The organism is Dyadobacter sp. LHD-138 (assembly GCF_030929615.1).
Taxonomy (GTDB): Bacteria; Bacteroidota; Bacteroidia; order Cytophagales; family Spirosomataceae; genus Dyadobacter.
In genome coordinates this window covers 25,460-44,890 of the sequence record NZ_JAVFVU010000025.1, presented here as the reverse complement: position 1 = coordinate 44,890, position 19,431 = coordinate 25,460, and the positions used below count along the sequence as shown (strand labels likewise).

At 44.5% G+C, this 19,431-nt stretch carries 18 protein-coding genes; 10 read left to right on the top strand and 8 right to left on the bottom strand.

All coding sequences use genetic code 11. From position 1 onward, the window contains the following. Nucleotides 1-4: 4 nt before the first annotated feature. On the top strand, nucleotides 5-427 hold the full coding sequence (locus RB622_RS18605; protein ID WP_308048106.1) for a (deoxy)nucleoside triphosphate pyrophosphohydrolase: 423 nt from the start codon (nucleotides 5-7) through the stop codon (nucleotides 425-427). On the opposite strand, the gene RB622_RS18600 is transcribed toward RB622_RS18605, so the two are convergent. Further along, nucleotides 413-1,774: a dihydroorotase gene (locus RB622_RS18600; protein ID WP_308048105.1), complete on the bottom strand. Its 1,362-nt coding sequence runs from the start codon at nucleotides 1,772-1,774 to the stop codon at nucleotides 413-415. The two genes, RB622_RS18605 and RB622_RS18600, sit on opposite strands and share 15 nt — an antisense overlap. A gap of 134 nt (nucleotides 1,775-1,908) precedes the next feature. Here RB622_RS18600 and RB622_RS18595 point away from each other — a divergent pair, with 134 nt between their 5' ends. Then, nucleotides 1,909-2,601, top strand: coding sequence for a ComF family protein (locus RB622_RS18595; RefSeq protein ID WP_308048104.1), 693 nt, complete (start codon nucleotides 1,909-1,911; stop codon nucleotides 2,599-2,601). 80 nt (nucleotides 2,602-2,681) lie between these two features. Here the strand turns inward: RB622_RS18595 and gldJ are convergent, their stop codons facing one another. Beyond that, entirely contained in the window at nucleotides 2,682-3,941 is a 1,260-nt protein-coding gene (gldJ, locus tag RB622_RS18590) for a gliding motility lipoprotein GldJ (RefSeq protein ID WP_308048103.1), read from the bottom strand. A gap of 99 nt (nucleotides 3,942-4,040) precedes the next feature. Then, complete coding sequence (gene mfd / locus RB622_RS18585; RefSeq protein ID WP_308048102.1) at nucleotides 4,041-7,391, bottom strand: transcription-repair coupling factor; 3,351 nt, start codon at nucleotides 7,389-7,391, stop codon at nucleotides 4,041-4,043. Nucleotides 7,392-7,585: 194 nt separating this feature from the next. Between mfd and pnuC the strand changes: the two genes are divergently transcribed. Continuing rightward, nucleotides 7,586-8,206, top strand: coding sequence for a nicotinamide riboside transporter PnuC (gene pnuC, locus RB622_RS18580; protein ID WP_308048101.1), 621 nt, complete (start codon nucleotides 7,586-7,588; stop codon nucleotides 8,204-8,206). On the opposite strand, the gene RB622_RS18575 is transcribed toward pnuC, so the two are convergent. The 3 genes from RB622_RS18575 to RB622_RS18565 form a co-directional block, all read right to left on the bottom strand. Continuing rightward, nucleotides 8,207-8,647 carry a barstar family protein gene (locus RB622_RS18575; protein ID WP_308048100.1) on the bottom strand — a complete coding sequence of 147 codons (441 nt, stop codon included), beginning with the start codon at nucleotides 8,645-8,647 and terminating at the stop codon, nucleotides 8,207-8,209. Nucleotides 8,648-8,719: 72 nt separating this feature from the next. Next, nucleotides 8,720-9,196: a ribonuclease domain-containing protein gene (locus tag RB622_RS18570; protein WP_308048099.1), complete on the bottom strand. Its 477-nt coding sequence runs from the start codon at nucleotides 9,194-9,196 to the stop codon at nucleotides 8,720-8,722. A gap of 99 nt (nucleotides 9,197-9,295) precedes the next feature. Beyond that, nucleotides 9,296-9,592 carry a muconolactone Delta-isomerase family protein gene (locus RB622_RS18565; protein ID WP_254561500.1) on the bottom strand — a complete coding sequence of 99 codons (297 nt, stop codon included), beginning with the start codon at nucleotides 9,590-9,592 and terminating at the stop codon, nucleotides 9,296-9,298. A gap of 345 nt (nucleotides 9,593-9,937) precedes the next feature. Here RB622_RS18565 and RB622_RS18560 point away from each other — a divergent pair, with 345 nt between their 5' ends. From RB622_RS18560 to RB622_RS18530, 7 genes are all read left to right on the top strand, one after another. Next, the gene (locus RB622_RS18560; RefSeq protein WP_308048098.1) at nucleotides 9,938-10,501 is read left to right on the top strand and encodes an RNA polymerase sigma factor; all 564 of its coding nucleotides are present in this window, start codon (nucleotides 9,938-9,940) and stop codon (nucleotides 10,499-10,501) included. Continuing rightward, the gene (locus RB622_RS18555) at nucleotides 10,476-12,020 is read left to right on the top strand and encodes a hypothetical protein (protein WP_308048097.1); all 1,545 of its coding nucleotides are present in this window, start codon (nucleotides 10,476-10,478) and stop codon (nucleotides 12,018-12,020) included. The genes RB622_RS18560 and RB622_RS18555 overlap by 26 nt, the downstream gene beginning before the upstream one ends. Before the next feature lie 113 nt (nucleotides 12,021-12,133). Beyond that, nucleotides 12,134-13,369 (top strand): serpin family protein, encoded by a 1,236-nt coding sequence (locus RB622_RS18550; protein WP_308048096.1) that lies wholly within the window; start codon nucleotides 12,134-12,136, stop codon nucleotides 13,367-13,369. A 219-nt stretch (nucleotides 13,370-13,588) separates the two neighbouring features. Next, entirely contained in the window at nucleotides 13,589-14,833 is a 1,245-nt protein-coding gene (locus RB622_RS18545) for a hypothetical protein (RefSeq protein WP_308048095.1), read from the top strand. A 119-nt stretch (nucleotides 14,834-14,952) separates the two neighbouring features. Continuing rightward, nucleotides 14,953-16,257: a hypothetical protein gene (locus RB622_RS18540; RefSeq protein WP_308048094.1), complete on the top strand. Its 1,305-nt coding sequence runs from the start codon at nucleotides 14,953-14,955 to the stop codon at nucleotides 16,255-16,257. A 68-nt stretch (nucleotides 16,258-16,325) separates the two neighbouring features. Further along, entirely contained in the window at nucleotides 16,326-16,904 is a 579-nt protein-coding gene (locus RB622_RS18535; RefSeq protein WP_308048093.1) for a hypothetical protein, read from the top strand. A gap of 11 nt (nucleotides 16,905-16,915) precedes the next feature. Then, nucleotides 16,916-17,374: a hypothetical protein gene (locus RB622_RS18530; protein WP_308048092.1), complete on the top strand. Its 459-nt coding sequence runs from the start codon at nucleotides 16,916-16,918 to the stop codon at nucleotides 17,372-17,374. Here the strand turns inward: RB622_RS18530 and RB622_RS18525 are convergent. Beyond that, nucleotides 17,361-18,482 (bottom strand): glycosyltransferase family protein, encoded by a 1,122-nt coding sequence (locus RB622_RS18525; protein ID WP_308048091.1) that lies wholly within the window; start codon nucleotides 18,480-18,482, stop codon nucleotides 17,361-17,363. The genes RB622_RS18530 and RB622_RS18525 overlap by 14 nt on opposite strands. Before the next feature lie 9 nt (nucleotides 18,483-18,491). Beyond that, nucleotides 18,492-19,364 carry a UDP-2,3-diacylglucosamine diphosphatase gene (locus RB622_RS18520; protein WP_308048090.1) on the bottom strand — a complete coding sequence of 291 codons (873 nt, stop codon included), beginning with the start codon at nucleotides 19,362-19,364 and terminating at the stop codon, nucleotides 18,492-18,494. Nucleotides 19,365-19,431: the final 67 nt, after the last annotated feature.

Here is a 19,431-nt window from a genome sequence, read left to right as displayed (position 1 = left end):
TGGTATGGTAGAAAGTATTGTTGCTGTTAAATTAGTTGTACGGGTTCCTTGCGCTATTATTGAACATAATGGCAAGGTATTGGCCGGTCAGCGCAGTGCTGCATTATCTTTTCCGCTTCAGTGGGAATTTCCCGGAGGAAAGCAGGAAGAAAACGAAACGGACGAAGAAACGCTGGTACGCGAAATACTGGAAGAACTGAATGTTGAAATTGATATAATTCAAAAACTTCCCGTTACGACAAAGGATCAGGGATGGAGAGAAATCATACTGGTGCCTTTCGTCTGCAAACTGCGCACCCATGATATTGTCCTTTCCGAACATGAGCAAATCTCATGGCTTGAACCACAAGATTTGCCTACACTTGACTGGACAGAAGCCGATTTGGGTGTTATCCAGAGTTATTACGCCTATCTAGCGGGAAAATAACAACCGTTTCCCTTTTACAGACTCGTCAAAATTCCCATTTTCATAAGCCAGGTGGCCTGAAACAAATGTATGTGTCACCACAGACTGGAAATTTGTGCCTTCAAAAGGTGACCAGCCACATTTTGAATAGATATTGGATGGCTGCACCGACGTTGTACCGTCAAGATCAACCAATACCAGATCGGCCCAGTAGCCCTCCCGGATATAACCCCTCTCTTTGATCTGAAAACAGTCGGCCACAGCGTGACTCATTTTTTCTACTACCCTTTCCAGCGGTATTTTTCCTTTTTTACTGAATTCTAGCATCACATGAAGTGTATGCTGAACAAGCGGTAAACCCGAAGGTGCCTGCCAGTAGGGCTGTGCTTTTTCTTCAATCGTATGCGGCGCGTGGTCGGTGGCAATGACATCGATACGGTTGTCTAAAAGCGCCTGTAAGATGGCTTCCTTGTGATGAGGAGCCTTAATCGCCGGATTGCACTTTATTTTATTGCCAAGGGTGTGATAATCTTCGGCATCAAACCATAAATGATGCACACAGGCTTCTGCCGTGACCAGTTTAGGGGCGCCGTTTGCGAGCAGGATCTGCCCGTTTACCCGCTCTCCGATCTCGAAAAGAGATACCTCGTCTCCCGTTGAAATGTGGAGAATGTGCAGTCTGGTTTTGTGTTGATGCGCCAGGGCACTGGCAAATGAAGAGGATTTCAGGCAGGCTTCTTCATTTCTTATCAGCGCGTGAATATCGTAAGGGACATTCTCACCATATTTCTCTTTATAAAACTCCATCCGCTGGCGTACCGTCGGTTCATCTTCGCAGTGTGTGGCGATGATGCAGGGCGCGTTTGCAAACAACTTTTCAAGAACGTCAGGAGAATCCACCAGCATGTTCCCTGTAGAGGATCCCATGAATATTTTAATACCGCAAACCTGGGTTGGATCGGTACGCATGACTTCATCATAATTGCTGTTTGAAGCGCCCATGAAGAAGGAATAATTAGCGAGCGATGACTTTGCAGCAATGTCATATTTATCCTGCAATAACGGCTGCGTAAGCGTGTTGGGAACCGTATTGGGCATTTCCATAAACGAGGTAACACCACCGGCTACACCAGCTCGGGCTTCCGAATGAATATCAGCCTTGTACGTTAATCCTGGCTCACGAAAGTGAACCTGGTCATCAATGACACCGGGGAGCAAATAGGTCCCTTTCGCATCGATAATCCTTTCAGCAGGAAGATGTTGTAAATTTTTACCGATACGTTCGATGTGACCATTGCTAATATACACGTCAGATTCCTGGATCGTGTTTTCATTCACGATGCGGGCATTCAGGATAAGGGTGTTCATTTCGTAATTGAAAATAGGTTACTGAAAATTCGAAATCAATGACAAATTCATGAAGTCGTAAAGTTAACAATGTCTTTGCTGACCAGCTAACGATTCTGTTATTCTCTCATTTTATCATCCAAAATTATCCGTTCATGAACCTGAAATCGGTATGGTTTGATTTTGTTGATCTTATTTTTCCGCGTTGTTGTGCAGCCTGTGACAAAGGGCTTGTCGGCAATGAAGCTATTATTTGCACCTCCTGCCGTATCGCTTTGCCTAGAATTGAGCAGGACAGTGTTTATGATGAAACCATCCGGCATAAATTTGTCAATGTGCATGAGGTGATGGAAACACATGCCTATCTGTTATTTACGAAAAAAGGGAAAGTGCAGAAGTTGCTGCATGCGCTTAAATATAAGGGACAGGCTGAGGTGGGCATTTTGCTGGGCTTTATGTTTGGTCAGGAAATGATTTCAAACGGTATTTTACCGGAGGCAGATCTGATTGTCAGCGTTCCTCTGCACAAGAAAAAACTGAAAGCCAGAGGTTATAACCAGAGTGACAAACTCGTTGAGGGATTTTCCAGAGCCACAGATATTCCATGGTCGGGTAATGTGCTGGAACGAATTAAATACACGGAAACACAAACCGGAAAGACGAGGAATGAACGCTGGGAAAATGTGAAAGGCGTATTTTCTGTAAAAGAAAATGTAACGGGCAAACGGATCATCATCATGGATGATGTATTGACTACGGGTGCAACGCTGGAAGCCTGCATGGAAGCGTTGAAAGATGCCGGTTGCGACCAGTTTTATATCCTGACAATCGCTTCGGCGCAACATTGAGGAAAACGGCTGTAAATGAAAAAGAGCCGCTACCAGTGAAGGCAACGGCTCTTTTTACTATATTTTTAAAACTGTCCGGCTTATTTGCGGCTACCCGTTGCGATCATTGCACAACGGAAACCAACCATAGCAGTTGCAGAATCCTGATCCATGTAACGACGTGTTCCGGGAGACAACCAGTAGGCTACGTCAGACCATGAACCGCCTTTGTAAACACGAAGGTTATCGTTTACCAGCGAGTTTCCGTTTTTACTGTCATAATTTTTGGCCTCATCCTGGTATCCGTCACGACGGAAAGAGTTCAAATCGTTTACGTCATTGTTGGAAAGCGGGCGGTAAACGTCATATACCCATTCGCTAACGTTTCCAGCCATATCGTAAAGACCGTTGTCATTAGCAGGATATGAACGAATTTCCTGTGTGATGATCGCTCCATCGTTTGATCTTCCTGCAATACCTGCATAATCCCCAGGACCGCGTTTGAAGTTGGCAAGCATGGTTCCTTGCTTACGTCCGCGTGGCTGGCGCATGGTAGAGCCATCCCATGGATAAATACGCTGGTTTGACTGGTTTTCATCCGCATACTGTGTACCGATCATCGCGATCGCAGCGTATTCAAACTCAGCTTCGGTTGGAAGGCGATAAGGAGGCATTACGTAGCCACTTTCGATTCCAAGTTTAGCAGGTTCGGAAGATGCAACACTTTCTGCTTCGGCGGCAGCGGCTGCTTTTTTCTTCTTACCGATAGAAAATCCTTTTTTAGGCTGACCAGCTTTGGCACCGGCAGCATTATTGCTTTTACTTACAGCATCCGTTCTCCATGCGCAGTAATCGTTGGCCTGAACCCACGATACACCCACGACCGGATACAAACGGAAGCCCGGGTGACGCAGGTACATGGTTACGTAAGAGTCATTGAAAGACAATTCGTTGAACCAAACGGCTGTGTCAGGTAAGGCTTTGCTGTAAAATTCTTCTGATGAATCTTTCTGAACGGCATTAAGATATTCAAGATAGTGAACGTTGGCAACTTCCGTCTGGTCCATATAGAACGACTGGATACTCACCGTACGTTTCGGGTTGTCACGTCTGTTCATGACATCTTCTTCCAGAGAACCCATCGTAAAACGTCCGCCTTCGATATAAACCAAGTCAGGACCAGCCGGTAAAGCTTTGTATTGTTTTACCTTATATCCATCCTTGCCATTATACGCCAAGCCTGTTTTTGAACTGGTTTTTCCAGGCTTTAAACTCGTTGGTCTTTTTTTCTTACTACAGGAAGTGGCCGCTAATAACACAATCAGTATCAACGCGATCGACCGGATACCCATCTTATGCATGCAAATCATTGCTTTAAAGTGACTTAGAGTGTTTGGTATTTAATAGTATGCGAAACTGCAAATGTATGAAATCAATCCAACTTATTTGCTACAAATCTTTCATTGGCACATTTCTGTCAAAATCTTTTGCGCCTGGTCGATACTGTGTACATCCTGACATATCAGGATTAACTTCCCTTTTTGATCTTTCAATGCGATCTGTCTTGGATGCATTTTTATATAATCAATCACTTTTCCGAATCTCGGCGACTGAAAAAATTCATCGTTCTGCGAAGTAACGAAGTATCCTTTCAATGTATTGCTTTTCAGTGTTAATTTTTCGAAATACAGACCTTCCGCTTCCCAGCGCAGACGAACCGTTTTCAGCAAATCTTCGACTTCTTTCGGCAACGGTCCGAAACGATCCATCACTTCTTTTTCAAAGCCGATCAGCTCCTCATCCGTCTTCATATCGTCGAGGCGCGTATATAACGAAAGTCTTTCCGAAATATTTTTTACATAAGTTTCCGGAATTAAAGTAGCAAAATCGGTCTCGATCTGACAATCCGGCAATAACTTCTTGGGAAGGCCAAGTGCCGATGAAAACAGGTCTTTAAATTCATTATTTTTTAGTTCAGAAACCGCTTCATCCAGCATTTTGTGATACAATTCATAACCAAGATCGTTCACAAAACCGCTTTGCTCGGCGCCTAACAAGTTTCCGGCGCCGCGAATGTCAAGATCCCGCATCGCCACTTTGAAACCGTCCCCAAGCTCGGAAAATTCTTCAAGCGTCTGAAGACGTTTTCTTGAATCACTCGCCAGGGTGGACGCGTTTGGCGTCAGCAGGTAACAGAAGGCTTTTCGGTTGGAACGCCCTACCCGGCCGCGCATCTGGTGCAGATCGGATAAACCGAACATGTGTGCCGAGTTGATAATGATCGTATTGGCATTGGCAATATCAATGCCGGACTCAATAATATTGGTCGAGACCAGGATATCGTATTCGCCCTCAATAAAGTCGACCATCACTTTTTCAAGTTTATCGCCATCCATTTGTCCGTGTGCCACACCAATCCGGACTTCCGGCACCAGACGCATAATGATGTTGGCGATCGACTCAATGTCATTGACCCGGTTATGGACAAAAAACACCTGACCACCGCGCTGCACTTCAAAACTGATTGCATCGCGTATAAATTCTTCACTGAAAGAATGAATTTCCGTCGTTACGGGCTGGCGGTTTGGCGGCGGCGTAGCAATAACCGAAAGGTCACGGGCACCCATCAGCGAGAAATGCAGCGTTCTTGGGATGGGTGTTGCGGTTAACGTCAAAACATCCACATTGACACGCATTTCTTTCAACCGGTCCTTTGCTTTTACACCGAATTTTTGTTCTTCATCGACGATCAACAGACCCAGATCTTTGAATTTTACATCTTTATTCAAGATGCGGTGGGTGCCGATCAGAATATCTATTTTCCCCTCTTCGGCTAGTTTCAGCGTATCTTTAATCTGTTTTGGTGATTTAAAGCGGTTGATATAACCCACTTTCGCTGGGAAATCTCCAAGACGTTCGCTGAAAGTTTTGAAATGCTGCATCGCCAGAATGGTCGTAGGCACGAGCACCGCAACTTGTTTACTGTCACAAACCGCCTTAAAAGCGGCCCGGATGGCTATTTCTGTTTTTCCAAAACCCACATCACCACAAACCAGCCGGTCCATCGGATGGCCTTTTTCCATGTCTTCCTTGACATTGGCCGTGGCAGTAGCCTGGTCGGGCGTGTCTTCATAGATAAAGGAAGATTCAAGCTCGGCCTGCATATAGTTATCAGGAGAAAACTGGAATCCGGGTGCCTGGCGGCGTTTCGCATACAGGGCGATCAACTCATGGGCAATATCTTTAAGCTGTTTTTTAACTCTCGATTTTTTTGCTTCCCATTCACCAGACCCAAGCTTGCTCATGGCAGGCGGTGCGCCTTCCTTACCGGTGTATTTGGCAATTTTATGCAGGTTGTGGACACTTACATAAAGTAAATCATTGTCGCGGTAAATCAGGCGTATCGCTTCCTGTTGCTGGCCGTTAACGTCTTTGCGTTCCATACCGGCGAATCGGCCGATGCCATAATCGACGTGCGTGACAAAGTCTCCTGGATGAAGCGATTTCAGTTCTTTCAGCGTGATCGCTTTGGATTTGCTGAACTTTTCCTTTAACCGGTATTTATGAAAACGGGCAAAAATCTGGTGATCGGTATAACATGCGACTTTCAGGTTTTCATCGACAAAACCCTCGCGCAAGGAAATACTGGGCAGTGGCTGGAATTTGACAAACGGATCCAGGTCCTCAAAAATCCTTTCCAGACGGTCAAGCTGTTTGGGCTGTTCCGCAACGATAACGTTGACAAAACCTTTGGACTGATTTTCTGAAAGATCGTCCAGTAATCTTTTAAAATCCTTATTAAAGGAAGGTTGAGGTTTGGAAGCATAGGGGAGTTTAATCTCGGTTTTAAAATAAAACCTGCGTCCGAACTCAACGGTTTTGAATTTTTTAACCTGATTTAAAAAACCACGGCGGGTTTCAAACAGATCCTGCGGATTCGAAACGATCTGTACGCCGCCACCGGTAACTTCTTCCAACGCTTTTTCGGCCTTCTCGAAACATTTTTCAATGGTTTCAAGGGTAAGTTCTGCATCCTTAAACCACATCACTGTTTCCTCGTCAAGAAAATCTAAAAACGACTCTCTTGTTTCGTGGACCAGTTTTTGCTGGATGTCCGGCACAATATTGATTTGTTTGGCGGTTTCAATAGAAAGCTGTGTATCGGGATCAAAAGACCGAATACTTTCTACCTCATCACCAAAAAGTTCGATACGGAAAGGGTGTTCGCTTGCATAGGAGAATACGTCCAGAATACCTCCTCGGACGGAAAACTGCCCTGCTTCAAAAACAAAATCGGTGATTTCAAAATCATAACTGTTCAGGAATTCTGTCAGAAATGCCGGATCCAGCTTCTCGCCTACCTTCACAGAAAATGTGTTGGCAATCAGCGAGCGTTTGTTGATTACTTTCTCAAAAAGCGCTTCGGGGTACGTTACAATCTGAAACGGACCGGGTTTGGCTACATTCAGTTTGTTCAGGATTTCCCCGCGCATCAAAACGTTGGCATTATCCACCTCTTCGTAGTGATACGGGCGTTTGTAAGACGTTGGATAATACAATACCTCCGTCTTGCCCAGCAGATTCTGCAGGTCATTCTGGAAATAGGCAGCCTCTTCCCGATCGCTCAAAATGTATAAAGCCGGACTTTTCTTCTTTTGCTGGACAGCCGCAGCCACCACCGCATCCAGACTCCCCACCAGTCCTTTGATCTGAATGTGCGCAGCGTCGGCTTTTTTAGAGGCAATTTGAGAGATGAACAGATCCAGATAACTGTCAGCCCCGTATAGCGTCAATAAATCTTTAACTTCCAAAAGTATCTCGTAATTATTTTAAGGAAAGACTCCAATTTTATGCACTTAATCAAACGCAAAAAGCCGTCTCGGGAAATTTCCCGGTCGGCTTAATAGGTAACAACAGTTTTTCTACTTTTGTTGATACCGGTAATTATTTTACAAAAATACAGGTAAATAGATAGCATTTGTAATGAATATGTTAATTTGATAAAATGATCGACTGGCTTAATCAATCCATAACTTTTGCGGGCATAGCCACAACGGTTCTTGAAGTACTGGGTTTTCTGACGGGGGCTATTTGTGTTTATCTCAACACGCGGCAAAATGTACTGGGATGGTTTTTTGGGATTATTAATGCAGTCCTTTATTTCATCGTTTTCTGGCAGGTAAGGTTATATGCCGATATGAGCCTTCAGGGGTATTACTTTTTTACCAGTATTTACGGCTGGTGGATGTGGTTGTATGGAGGCAAAACCCATGATGGGATCACGGTAAGCCGCACGCCAACAAAATTATACGGCATTTTTGCACTGATTTTTATCGGCGCAACCCTTTGCTGGGGTTTTCTTTTAGGCCATTTTACCAATGCCAGCCTCACTTACGCGGACTCGGCATTGACGATCGCCAGCCTGATCGGTCAATGGATGATGGTGCGTAAATACCTGGAAAACTGGATCGTGTGGATTGTAGCGGACGTCTGTTATACGGTGATGTATTTTTATAAAGACCTATACCTCACAGCGATTTTGTATGCTGTGTTTCTGGGGTTAGCTGTGATGGGTTATGTGCAGTGGAAACGAGATTTGAAAAAACTTTCGGGCGCCGACATCTGATCAGCAATCGCCAAACGGAATTTCCTGCTCTTCCAATATCCTCCGGATTCTTGGGGTATCTTCAAAAATAATCCTGAGTTCCTTTTTCGCGATATCTTCCTCCTCGTCCATCCATTTCCAGTCCTCCGCGGTTGCGTCAAAAATATCAAGAATGGAAAGAATTTTATCGTCTGTTTTTTCTTTTGAAAGCCAGTCGCCGGAATTGGTGATGTAGATAATGACCTTTTCTTCTTCGATCCATTCCAGATCGTTCAGCATTTCATCCAGTGCATCAAGGTTTTTACCGGAATAGTCAGGGAAGTTTAGTGCGGCACCAATTTGCTCATGAAAATCCTTCATCGACGTGGCTTTTTGCCCGTCAATGATCCCGATAAACGCTCCCAGAAAAGATTTTCGAAGATCTGTTCCTTTTTTTGCAATAAGAAAATGTGTGTTTTTCATGATTGGAAAACTGAATAAATCAGATGTAAAAGTAAATGATGAACAAAGATAAAAAGCTGCAATCGAAAAAACTTATTCTACTTCGGTAAAAGAATTATAGTGGTCACGCGTGTACCAGGCGTGTTTGTCGCTGGTGATCAAGCGCTCGGCACCCCGGTTTTTGCCATTCTTTTTGGGATTAACGTCCCATTCCCGGTATTTCATGGCGCTTCCCCGTTCGTCTTTTAGCGGCAGGTGTTTCTCATAATTGCCAAATTTCCTGCCTCCCTGATACCCTTCCGGCGCGCGGTCATTGGCCCGGATGTATGCCAGAACCTTGTAAACTTTTTGCGGTACGTCCCGGTTTCCATTATTTTTTGAGAGCGAATGGGCTGATTTTTCCGGCAGTTTCAGATTTTTCCTAAGCGGGGCACTTTCGGTTTGTCCCTGTTTCGGTGCATTTTCCTGCACATGACTTCCATTGCCTGAACAGGCCATAGTCAGTAAAGCGGCAAAAACAAAAAGGGTACGTTTCAGCCAGGCCGAAATTGGCAAATGATTATTTTTCAAAAGCATCAGATCAATAAAAAGCTTGTAAAAATTCAGAACGTCTTAAAAGTAAAGAACCTCATCGTGTCGACAATGAGGTTCCTGAAAAATAATTATTTGTTAATTCAATGAAAACATGGGCAATCGGAGTGCAACGACGTTGTTAAACATCAGTTTACAAATTGTCGGGTCCATGAAATCGATCAGCGGAAATTCTGAAACAAGCGACATCACTTCAAACTCACTTTCCGCTCTTACCACGCACCAGAGTTTTAAACGATCTTCTGAAAGGGCATAGGACATTAAACGCCCCTGCTCCATCATTTCATTTATTTTTTTTCTCTGCGCCGGTATTTTTTCGGTGTATTCCTCCGTCATAACAGCCGGAAGTTGGATTTCAACCATATATTGACTCATGAGCGAAAGAGATTAGGTTACAAATAAGTTCGGTTTATTTTAACTACTATAAAAGGATATGTGCCAGGTAATAGTTCCTGCTGCGTCATCCTGTACGATTTAGGATACTATTTTGTGATAATGGGCACCATAGCTGAACTTAGGTAAGGTAAAAAAAGTTTTCATTTTTTAAAGCGCTGTTACAACCTATTCGCGGATAATCGTGTCAATACATTATGAAGTGAAAATTGGGCTGGTCGCAGACGAACGGATGGTGAAGATTTAATGCAGGAAACAGGCTTTTATTGCTTGCGGTAAAAGAAAAAAAATAATAGTAAACCGAAAGTAGCACCCCTTAAGCTTCGGATGACCTTTAACGAACATGAATTGGTGATTGGCTGTCAACAGCGCAACCGTGTCGCCCAGAAACAGCTATATGATGTTTTTGGGGGGAAGTTGTTTGCTATATGCCTGCGCTACACCAAAAATCGCACGGATGCGGAAGATGTTTTACAAGATGCCTTTATAAAAATTTATGAAAACATAAGTACGTTCCGAAATGACAGTCCGCTTGAATACTGGCTGCGTTCCATCGTGGTCAATACGGCCCTGAATCATTTAAGGCAGCAGAAATATCTGAAACAGCTTGATGATATCGACGGTTATGAGAACGGACTTGCAGGAAAGGAATTGATTTTGGCGGATTTTCAATGGCAGCAGCTGCTGGGATTTATAAAAGAACTCCCTATCGGTTGTCAGACCATTTTTAATCTATACGCCATTGAAGGATACCAGCATAATGAAATAGCCCAGAAATTAGGTATATCTGAAGGAACCTCCAAGTCGCAGTATTCGCGTGCCAGGATGCTTCTTCAGGAAAAATTGAACAAAGAAACAAGATTCGATGATGGATCCGTCCGAAACAAATAGCTTTGAAGAGCAATGGAAAAAGGCGTTTCAGGAAGCCTCTGAAACACCTCCTCTGTCTGCCTGGGAAGGCATAGAGGCTCGCCTTGACGAAGAGGAGAGAAAAGTGGTGCCGCTGTGGTGGCAGACACCACGGCTTTGGTATGCAGCTGCATCGGTGGCCGCCTTGTTAGCGGTGGGTGTGGCGTTGTGGAATGGTTCTGGTGATGTAACAGATGTAAATCAGCCAATCGCAGCAAACAAAACACAAATAGAAGGTCAGCAATCGGATAGCAAAAAAACAGAGATACAGCCAACAGAAAAGAATATTCAGGATAAGGAGAATGTTATAAAAATACCGGACAACGCATCTGAAACGGTGATTGCAAAGGTTGAGCCTAATCATAATAAAATTACACCGACCGGAAAGTTACCGGAAGCAAAACCTGAACAGCTTGCCTCAGTGCGACACAGCAAAGAATCGGGGATATCTGCGGAAACGGATAATCCGAAAGTTTTGCCGGCAGAAAATAATATCGCCGCCGCCGATGTTGCAGCAGAGAACAAGATTTTACCTTCAGTAGGCAACAACAAAAACGAAGAAATTGCCGTGCTTTCTAAAAGTAACAATGCGGCACCGGACGTGCGTGTATCGCCCATGGATGCTGCCAGTCAGATTTTAGCGGAAGCACTTACACCGATCGGCTATAAGGATCTGGATGTGTACGTGCAGAAACGGTATGTGTTTTTCAAACCGGATGCGCTGCAAAACATAGCTGAAAAAGCACCGAAAAAGAACAGAGAGTATTATGCGGGTGTGGGTGTGATGCCCGCCAGTTTTAATCCCAATGTAAAAGTTACCTCGGCTCCGTCGGCTTTTGCTTTTGCCAATGCGTCGAGCCGATCCAAGGTTGGGGAAAGTCACGCGGGCACTTCCTATGCGTTGCAGACGCAGGGCGGAAAGCGCATTTCCAAACACTGGTCTGTGGAAACGGGCGTGAGTTATTTACAGGGGAATTCCAGCTATGAGGGAGGTGGTTATCTGATTGATGCTGCGACCAACCGCTCTCAAAATGTTTTGGAAAGCGCGCTTGTTGATAAGAATGCTGCCAACCAGGGATATCAGGGAATGGTTGGTGGCCCTCCTTTGTCGAATGCGCTGTACGTAGATTTAAACAAGGAAGTCCGGAACGATTACCGTTATCTTCAGGTACCGCTGCAGGCTGGTTTTACGCTGAATCCGGATAAGAAATTAAGCTATTCCCTGCTGGGTGGCATGATGGCGAATTTTTTCATGAGCAATGAAATTGAGTCGGCCTCAGGCAATGTGATCACAACGAAAGCAAGTGATGATGTGTACCGCAGCCTCAATTGGGCAGCCACAACAGGCCTTCGTTTTAATTACCGGTTGTCTTCGCAATGGAGGGCCATGCTTACGGGTTCATACCAGCAGTCACTGACATCAGGATTTAAGAATAACGAAACCCTGGAAGCGCATCCGTATCTGTACGGAATTTCATGGGGGGTACGATATTCTTTTTAAAAAAAATCTGAATTGCTTACAACCATTTCGCAGCTAAATCACTCTTACTATAAGAGACAGTTACAAGCTGGCTTGTGATATTGAATATCATGCACACATTTTATTTATTAGCCATGAATAAAATATTTAAAATCAGCAAATTAGCTGTTGTTGTTATAGCCGGAATTGTTTTCGGCTGTAACGATGATGCTGTGGATTCAAAGCCTGATGCCATTCGTCCGGTGGTCATTCCGGAGCGGATTGCAGCCGGTACAAATGATTTTGCTTTCGATTTTTTTAAAAATTTACAGGAGGCGGAAAGTCCTGTTGAAAATTTATTTGTCTCTCCGCTAAGCCTTCACATGGCACTTGGCATGCTGTTGAACGGCGCCGAAAATGAAACAGCCGCCGAAATTTTGAAGGCGCTCAAAATGGAAGGTGTTTCCCTGGCAGATCTCAACAAAGCCTATCAGACGCTTTTAAATGATATGCCGGTGGCCGATTCCAAAGTGAGCCTGGGCCTGGCCAATTCGGTTTGGTATAAAAATACTTTCCAGGTTGAAACCGATTTTACAAACGTCCTGAAACAATCCTTCAATGCCGAGGTAACGGGCCTTGAATTTAATAGTGCAGCCGTGGCGAAGATCAACCAATGGGCAAGTGACAAAACCAATGGCAAGATCAAGCAGGTGCTGGATAAGATCGACGCTGATGCCGTCATGTTTTTGCTGAATGCGTTGTATTTCAAAGGAGACTGGACGACAAAATTCGATTCAAAAAATACACTCGATAAACCATTTCATCTCCAGACAGGAACCGATAGGAATGTAAAAATGATGTTTGCCAAATCAGATTTTGCACTATCAGGTTCCGAAAAATTTACGGCGGTTAAATTGCCTTACGGCAATAAACAGTTTGAAATGACCCTGATACTCCCGCAAAACGGGATTACCATTACGGAGGTTATGGATGCAATGACCGCTTCGCAGTGGAGTAAGATCAAGTCTGATACGGCTCGGACAGGCATTAACCTCGGTTTGCCCCGGTTTACGCTGGAATACTCGAAGAAATTAAACGGTATCCTGGAAAAGATGGGAATGAACAAAGCTTTTGTGAATTCCGCCCAATTCGGTAAAATCAGCAAAGCGACAGCTGTGAAGGTAGATTTTGTGAAACAAGATACCTATCTGGGAATTGACGAAAAAGGCACGGAAGCTGCTGCTGTAACATCGATTGGAATGATTGCTACCTCCGCAGGACCAGAACCCAGAGACGTTATTTTCGACCGCCCGTTTGGCTTGATCATCAGTGAAAAAACATCCAATACCATTCTCTTTATGGGAAGAATAATGAATCCGGAAAGTAAGTAATCGCGATAAAGCCGAAAGCCATCTGTTAGCCATGAAATAAAGACATTAAAGAAAATAAACGTTGGTGTCAATCGACGTTTTCGGGGTGCGTTATCGTCCGTAGGCTTTGCTCTCGGACGATTTTGTTTTTGGACGGTTACAACCTTTTGTGTTTAAATTGGTTCTATCACTTAAGAGAGAAAAAGTTTGACTTAAATATTAACCTTAACCCTCGACATTATGAAAAAACTTTTGCTTTTTTTGACCATTTTAGTGTTGTTCGGCAGCTTATCGTCATGCAGGGATAAGTGTAAAGAAACAAGGCTTGTTCTGCGTCAGATCCCGATCTACCATCCATTTTCTGAGATAAGGGGCGGTGTGGATGTTGCACCGGCCAGGGAAATTCAGGATCCGGGTAAAGTTTTTGTTCAGGGTAATTATCTTTTTATCAATGAAATAAAACAAGGGGTGCATGTCATCGATAACAGTGATCCGGCAAACCCCAGATTTATCTCTTTTATAAAAATTCCGGGCAATGGAGATATTGTTGTCCGTGACAATATTCTGTATGCCGACAGCTATACGGACATTGTAGCCATAGATATCAGGGATCCGGCTCATGCGATGGAGGTAGGGCGTGTTCATGACGTGTTTTATTCCGGGTCGTTCAACAGCGTGCAATGGTCAGCAGGTCAAGAGGGACTGTTTATCGGAGAATATAACGAGAAGTATGAAACGGAAACATTTGAGGTTGACTGTGAGGACAACACGCCGGTTCCGGTAAGGGACATGGTTTATACGTCAACTGTGTCTGAGGGTATGAAATCAGTCACCCGTTTTGCGTTTGAGGATAAATTCCTGTATAGCATTGTTAACTGGGGAAGTTTTGGGGTGTTTGATTTAGGGATCCCGGCAAAACCCGTTTCCAAGAATAGAATCAACACCGAGTCCACTCTTTTTTCCATTGTTGCTTACCGGAATAAACTTTTTTTAGGTTCGCAGAGCGGAACGGTCCTTTATGATAATACAGATCCGGCAATGCCGAAAAAGATATCCAACTTCCCTCAGGGTGCTCCCTGTGATCAGGTTACCATTCAGGACGACATCGCCTATGTTACCACGAGGACCAGCTCATTCTGCGGAAGCATTGCAAATAAGCTTGATGTGATCGATATCAGCGATAGCAAAGTTCCTAAACGGGTTAAGTCCTACCGCATGGAAAATCCGCGCGCTACGCTTGTTGATTTCCCCACTTTATACCTGTGCGAGGGAGAAAGTGGGCTCAAAGTTTTTGATGTACGTGATCCGATGGAGATTGACAAACATCTGTTATCGGTTAAAAAGGACATCGTTGCTTATGGTGTTGTTTCCCTTGGTAAAACGATATTGGTTACCGGCAAGGATTGTTTTTATCAGTTTGATACGACGAATCCGGCTGCGCTGCGCGAAATCAGTAAAATTCCAATCAAAAAAGCGACGCGCTGATAGTTTCCTAAGGGTCAGCTGATTTTGTTTGAGAGAGTTACAACCTTTATGCTTATCTGTGTGTCTGGTATTAAACAGAGAAATAATATAAAGAAGCATGCCTAACAAACCCCCTGGTCATGAAAACACAACTACTTCCTTTTATCGTTTTGGTCTTTTCGATTGGATTATTTTCGTGCAATGATCAATGCAAAGAGACGCGCATTACACGCCGGCTAACGCCTCTGACCCGTTCACTCACGGATCTTCGCAATAGTGTTAAGTCAGAAACAAAACATGAACTCGTTCGTCCGGGGAAAATTTATACCAAGGGTAATTATCTATTTATCAATGAAATAAAGGAAGGGATTCATGTTGTGGACAACAGCGATCCGGCAAACCCCAGATTTGTCTCGTTTATTGTGATTCCCGGAAACGGAGATATTGCGGTCCGCAACAACATCCTGTATGCGGACAGTTTTTCCGACCTGGTTGCCCTTGATATCAGTGATCCTGAAAATGCCAAGGAAGTCAGCCGGGTTGAAAATGTTTTCAGGTCTGGCCAGTTTGACGGCGTTGGCTGGGCATTGTTAAACAATACCGGAGGGCCGGTCATTTCTATTCAGGATTATACCGTTGACTATGTAACCGAGACGGTCACGACAAATTGTGAGGAGAACTGGGCTGGGAATGGGGGCTGGTTTTGGAACGACATGTTGTCATCTAAGGCGTCTTTTAGCTCTTCGGGCTCTGCATCTTCTTCTGCCCAGACCAATGGCCAGGCGGGTTCCATGGCTCGTTTTGCTTTGTATGACAAGTACTTATACACGGTTGAACAAAATAATATGCACCTGTTTAATATCTCAAATCCTGCCCAGCCAGGTGATTTCAAAACGGTGACTACCAATTTCAATATCGAGACGATTTTCCCTTATCAAAACAAACTTTTCCTGGGAACAACTACGGGCATGCTCATTTTTGATAACGCCAATCCGGCTGAGCCCAAACAACTTTCGGCGTTTCAACATGGCCGCGCCTGCGATCCGGTGGTGGTGCATAACGACATTGCTTACGTGACACTGCGTACAGGATCAGCTTGTCCGGGGACAGCCAATCAAATGGATCTGGTGGATGTCAGCGACGCAACCGCTCCTAAACTGATTAAAACCTATCAGATGGAAAATCCGCACGGACTCAGCATCAACTTCCCGACCTTGTTTCTGTGTGAAGGCGATAAGGGTTTAAAGGTTTTTGATGTAAAAGATAAAATGACGATTGACCAGCATTTGTTGTCTTTTTATAAGGATATGGATGCCTATGACGTGATCTCACTTGGTAGCAATCTGATGCTGATCGGCAAAGATGGTTTTTATCAGTATGATGCCAGCGACCCCAAAAACCTTCGTTTGCTGAGTAAGATTCCTGTGAAAAAGGCAGTTCCATGAGCATCCGTTGTCGGATCAGCTTGTTGCCAACTTTTGAATTTACCTGTCCAGCTTTTAATGTTAAGATCATGAAGATATTTTTGACGTTGCTGTTGATAATGCTGTCTTTGAGCTTTGTAATGGCTCAGGAGACGCCATTTAAGAAGAAATATATCAATCATACCGAATTAGGTGCTTTGGTTGGCCGGGTTAAATATGCACAGGGCGGGCCAGATGATAGGGTTGAGAGTAAGGTGTCAATAACGGCGCAGACATTTAACGGGATTCAGATGAGCCCCCGTTTGGGTGTCGGGGTTACGGTGGGTGCCGACTGGTATAAAACGGCGCTGATAACACCGATCGCAGCCGGTATCCGCTATGATTTGCCTTCACGGGGAACCGCACGTTTTTTTGCACTGGCCGACGCCGGATACGGTTTTACCTGGCTTCATCAGGATTCGGATGGATTTGATACCAAGGGAGGGCTGATGATTAATCCGGGAATCGGATTGCGCGCAGGAAAGCCTGGGGCGTCGTCTGTTACAATTTCCTTAACCTATAAAAGACAGGAAGCATTTGTAAAAAAACCAGCGTATTACACTCAGATTAAGCGGGACGAAGACCGTGTCTACAATCGTATTGCGATAAGACTGGGCATTAGCTTTTAACAAAATCAGCCATGAAAAAGATTCTGTTTGTTTTAATAATTCCGTTTGTTCTGAGCCTTTCTGCTTCAAAATGTGCCAGAACGGAATGTTGTGTTATACCTCCGTGCAGTGACACACCGACGCTCACCGGGACCTGGAAACTCGAAGCTTATCAGCATGTATCGACCGGCGTTTTGGAGACTAAGCCGGCGGAGGCTGATAAGGATGTGATATTTACCTTTAAGGATAATGAAAAGACCGGTACGATTGCAGGAAATACTTTCGTAAACACCGTTGAAGGTAGTTATGAATTGCTGGAATATTGCAGAATCCGGGTATCGGCCTTTGGGGGGACAAAAGTAGGTGAGCCTGACTGGAGTGAAAAAGCCTGGCTTGTTTCAGGAACCGAATATCATTACACAAAATCTGAAGGTCAGCTGAAAATTCATAGAAATCAGGGAACCGAGACGATGATTTTTAAGAAAATGTAGCCGAGGTTACCCGGTTTTTTATGGGGTTAGATTTATCAAAAGCTTCGATGTTGTTGATAAACATGGCATTTCCGCGGTGATACCAGTTTCTGAATTTTGCCGACTGATCGACATGATGGGGAAGATAATCCAGTAAAACGGAGAGATCGAAAGTTTTGGATGTAACCCCGGCACCGGAAATCACGCCGTCGAGCGCGTTACATTCCTGCTCAAAATGATTCGGAACAGGAACCATCATCACGGGTTTACCCAGGTACATCGCCTCGCAAACCGATTCAAACCCGGCTGTTGTAACCAAAGCACGGCAGGTGCCCAGCATTTTGAGGTATTTCGGGCTGTTGATACGATGAAAAGAGAGCGTGTCGTCATAAACAAGCTCGTCAGGTTCGTCGGCTTTGTCCCAAAAACAATGCAAACGAACCTCCGGGTGAGCAAGGTGCCATGCGATTATCTGCGCGCTCAGGCTATGGTGCGTCATGTACACCAGGAAGAAATCGTTTTTTACGGGAAAAATATCCTGTATTTCCTGCCTTAACAGCGGTGGCACAACAATCAGTTTTTCATCAGGCAGCGATGCCATTTCCCGGAAGGATAAGGCAAGTTTCTGGCTCGCTTTCCAGGAGGCCGCTTTGGAATTGAGGTTGATGAGTGTCCGGCTGAGCCAGCTGTTTTTGGGAGAAGTGAAATCCGGGTGGAGGATCAGATACTGGTGCGCCACACAAATCATGGGTATTTGTGTCCGGTAAAGAATGTTGTAAAGCCCGCTGTATGTTTCGTAAAAACTGATGATAAGATCCGGTTGAATTTCCCGGATTGTCTTGTGTATATAGTGTAAACTTTTAATGTAGGTCGGAAGATGCGTAACCAGGCCCAGCAAAGTCCTTTTCGTGTTCATTCCGCCGCCGTTGTAAACGATGCTTGGCGCGTTAAAATAATGAACCGGCGCTTGGATCTGATCGGTAAAAAAAGAAGGAATTTGTCGCCCGACGGCACTGCCAACCATCGCGCCCACAACTTCGTGACCGGCAGTTCTTAGAATCTGCCCCATGGAAATCGCCTGTGTGAGGTGTCCCCTGCCTTCTCCCTGTACCAAAAACAATATTCTCATGATACGCTACTAAATGATCCGTCTTTTATCCTGACCCAGAATAAGTCCCGTAAAAGCTACTTGTTTGTCCACAGTCGGGAAGTTGTCTATTACCGTGGTTTTGGCTTGTTTCTGGTCTGTCGCTTTATCTTCAAATTCCTGCTGATTGTAGTAGAGCAGGTTCCAGTTTCCGTCAAAGTCTTCTACCAGCGCACTTAATGTTTCCACCCAGTCACCTGAATTCATGTACATGATCCCATCGATTTCACGAATCGAAGGATGGTGGATATGTCCGCAGATCACCCCGTCACAGTCGCGCGAGCGGGCCAGTTCTGTCAGTTTTTCTTCAAAATCCGACATATAATTGACCGCCATCTTCACCGATTGTTTGATTTTCTGCGACAAAGAATAATACGGCAAACCCTTCCAGGCCCTGTACTTATTGTAAAGCTTGTTTACCCAAAGCAAAAAAGTATAGCCGATATCGCCCAGGTAAGCCAGCCATTTCATGTTGGTGGTAATGGAATCAAATACATCACCATGCGTGACATAAAAGCGCTGGGAACCGGAATTGAGGATATAGTCCTTCCGGATCTGAAAATGTTTTCCTAAACGCAGCGGAATGATCTGATCAAGGAAGTCGTCATGATTTCCGCGTATATAGACCACCTTGGTCTTGTTTTCCTCAATCATCTTCAGGACTCTTTTGAAAAACAGGGTATGCTTCCGTTTCCAGACACCATATTTTTTCAACTGCCAGGCGTCAATAATATCACCATTCAGAATAAGCTTTTTGCAGGAATAGCTTTTCAGGAAATTGGTAACTTCTTCCGCCTTCGAACCACCTGCGCCGAGGTGTAAGTCAGAAATGATAATCGTTCGAAAATGAGTTGTTTCTCCCATGTTACAAATATTATTATTTCATGTTACCTGGATGTTACTGACAGGTTATCAGTAGGTTAAGTTTTAT

What these genes read in the sequence shown, in the direction of transcription:
- RB622_RS18560 (WP_308048098.1), top strand. Translation starts at nt 9,938, where the DNA reads ATGACCTTTAACGAACATGAATTGGTGATTGGCTGTCAACAGCGCAAC.
- RB622_RS18535 (WP_308048093.1), top strand. Translation starts at nt 16,326, where the DNA reads ATGAAGATATTTTTGACGTTGCTGTTGATAATGCTGTCTTTGAGCTTT.
- pnuC (WP_308048101.1), top strand. Translation starts at nt 7,586, where the DNA reads ATGATCGACTGGCTTAATCAATCCATAACTTTTGCGGGCATAGCCACA.
- RB622_RS18600 (WP_308048105.1), bottom strand. Translation starts at nt 1,774, where the DNA reads ATGAACACCCTTATCCTGAATGCCCGCATCGTGAATGAAAACACGATC.
- gldJ (WP_308048103.1), bottom strand. Translation starts at nt 3,941, where the DNA reads ATGCATAAGATGGGTATCCGGTCGATCGCGTTGATACTGATTGTGTTA.
- RB622_RS18605 (WP_308048106.1), top strand. Translation starts at nt 5, where the DNA reads ATGGTAGAAAGTATTGTTGCTGTTAAATTAGTTGTACGGGTTCCTTGC.
- RB622_RS18565 (WP_254561500.1), bottom strand. Translation starts at nt 9,592, where the DNA reads ATGAGTCAATATATGGTTGAAATCCAACTTCCGGCTGTTATGACGGAG.
- RB622_RS18555 (WP_308048097.1), top strand. Translation starts at nt 10,476, where the DNA reads ATGATGGATCCGTCCGAAACAAATAGCTTTGAAGAGCAATGGAAAAAG.
- RB622_RS18540 (WP_308048094.1), top strand. Translation starts at nt 14,953, where the DNA reads ATGAAAACACAACTACTTCCTTTTATCGTTTTGGTCTTTTCGATTGGA.
- RB622_RS18530 (WP_308048092.1), top strand. Translation starts at nt 16,916, where the DNA reads ATGAAAAAGATTCTGTTTGTTTTAATAATTCCGTTTGTTCTGAGCCTT.
- RB622_RS18550 (WP_308048096.1), top strand. Translation starts at nt 12,134, where the DNA reads ATGAATAAAATATTTAAAATCAGCAAATTAGCTGTTGTTGTTATAGCC.
- RB622_RS18520 (WP_308048090.1), bottom strand. Translation starts at nt 19,364, where the DNA reads ATGGGAGAAACAACTCATTTTCGAACGATTATCATTTCTGACTTACAC.
- RB622_RS18595 (WP_308048104.1), top strand. Translation starts at nt 1,909, where the DNA reads ATGAACCTGAAATCGGTATGGTTTGATTTTGTTGATCTTATTTTTCCG.
- RB622_RS18575 (WP_308048100.1), bottom strand. Translation starts at nt 8,647, where the DNA reads ATGAAAAACACACATTTTCTTATTGCAAAAAAAGGAACAGATCTTCGA.
- RB622_RS18545 (WP_308048095.1), top strand. Translation starts at nt 13,589, where the DNA reads ATGAAAAAACTTTTGCTTTTTTTGACCATTTTAGTGTTGTTCGGCAGC.
- RB622_RS18525 (WP_308048091.1), bottom strand. Translation starts at nt 18,482, where the DNA reads ATGAGAATATTGTTTTTGGTACAGGGAGAAGGCAGGGGACACCTCACA.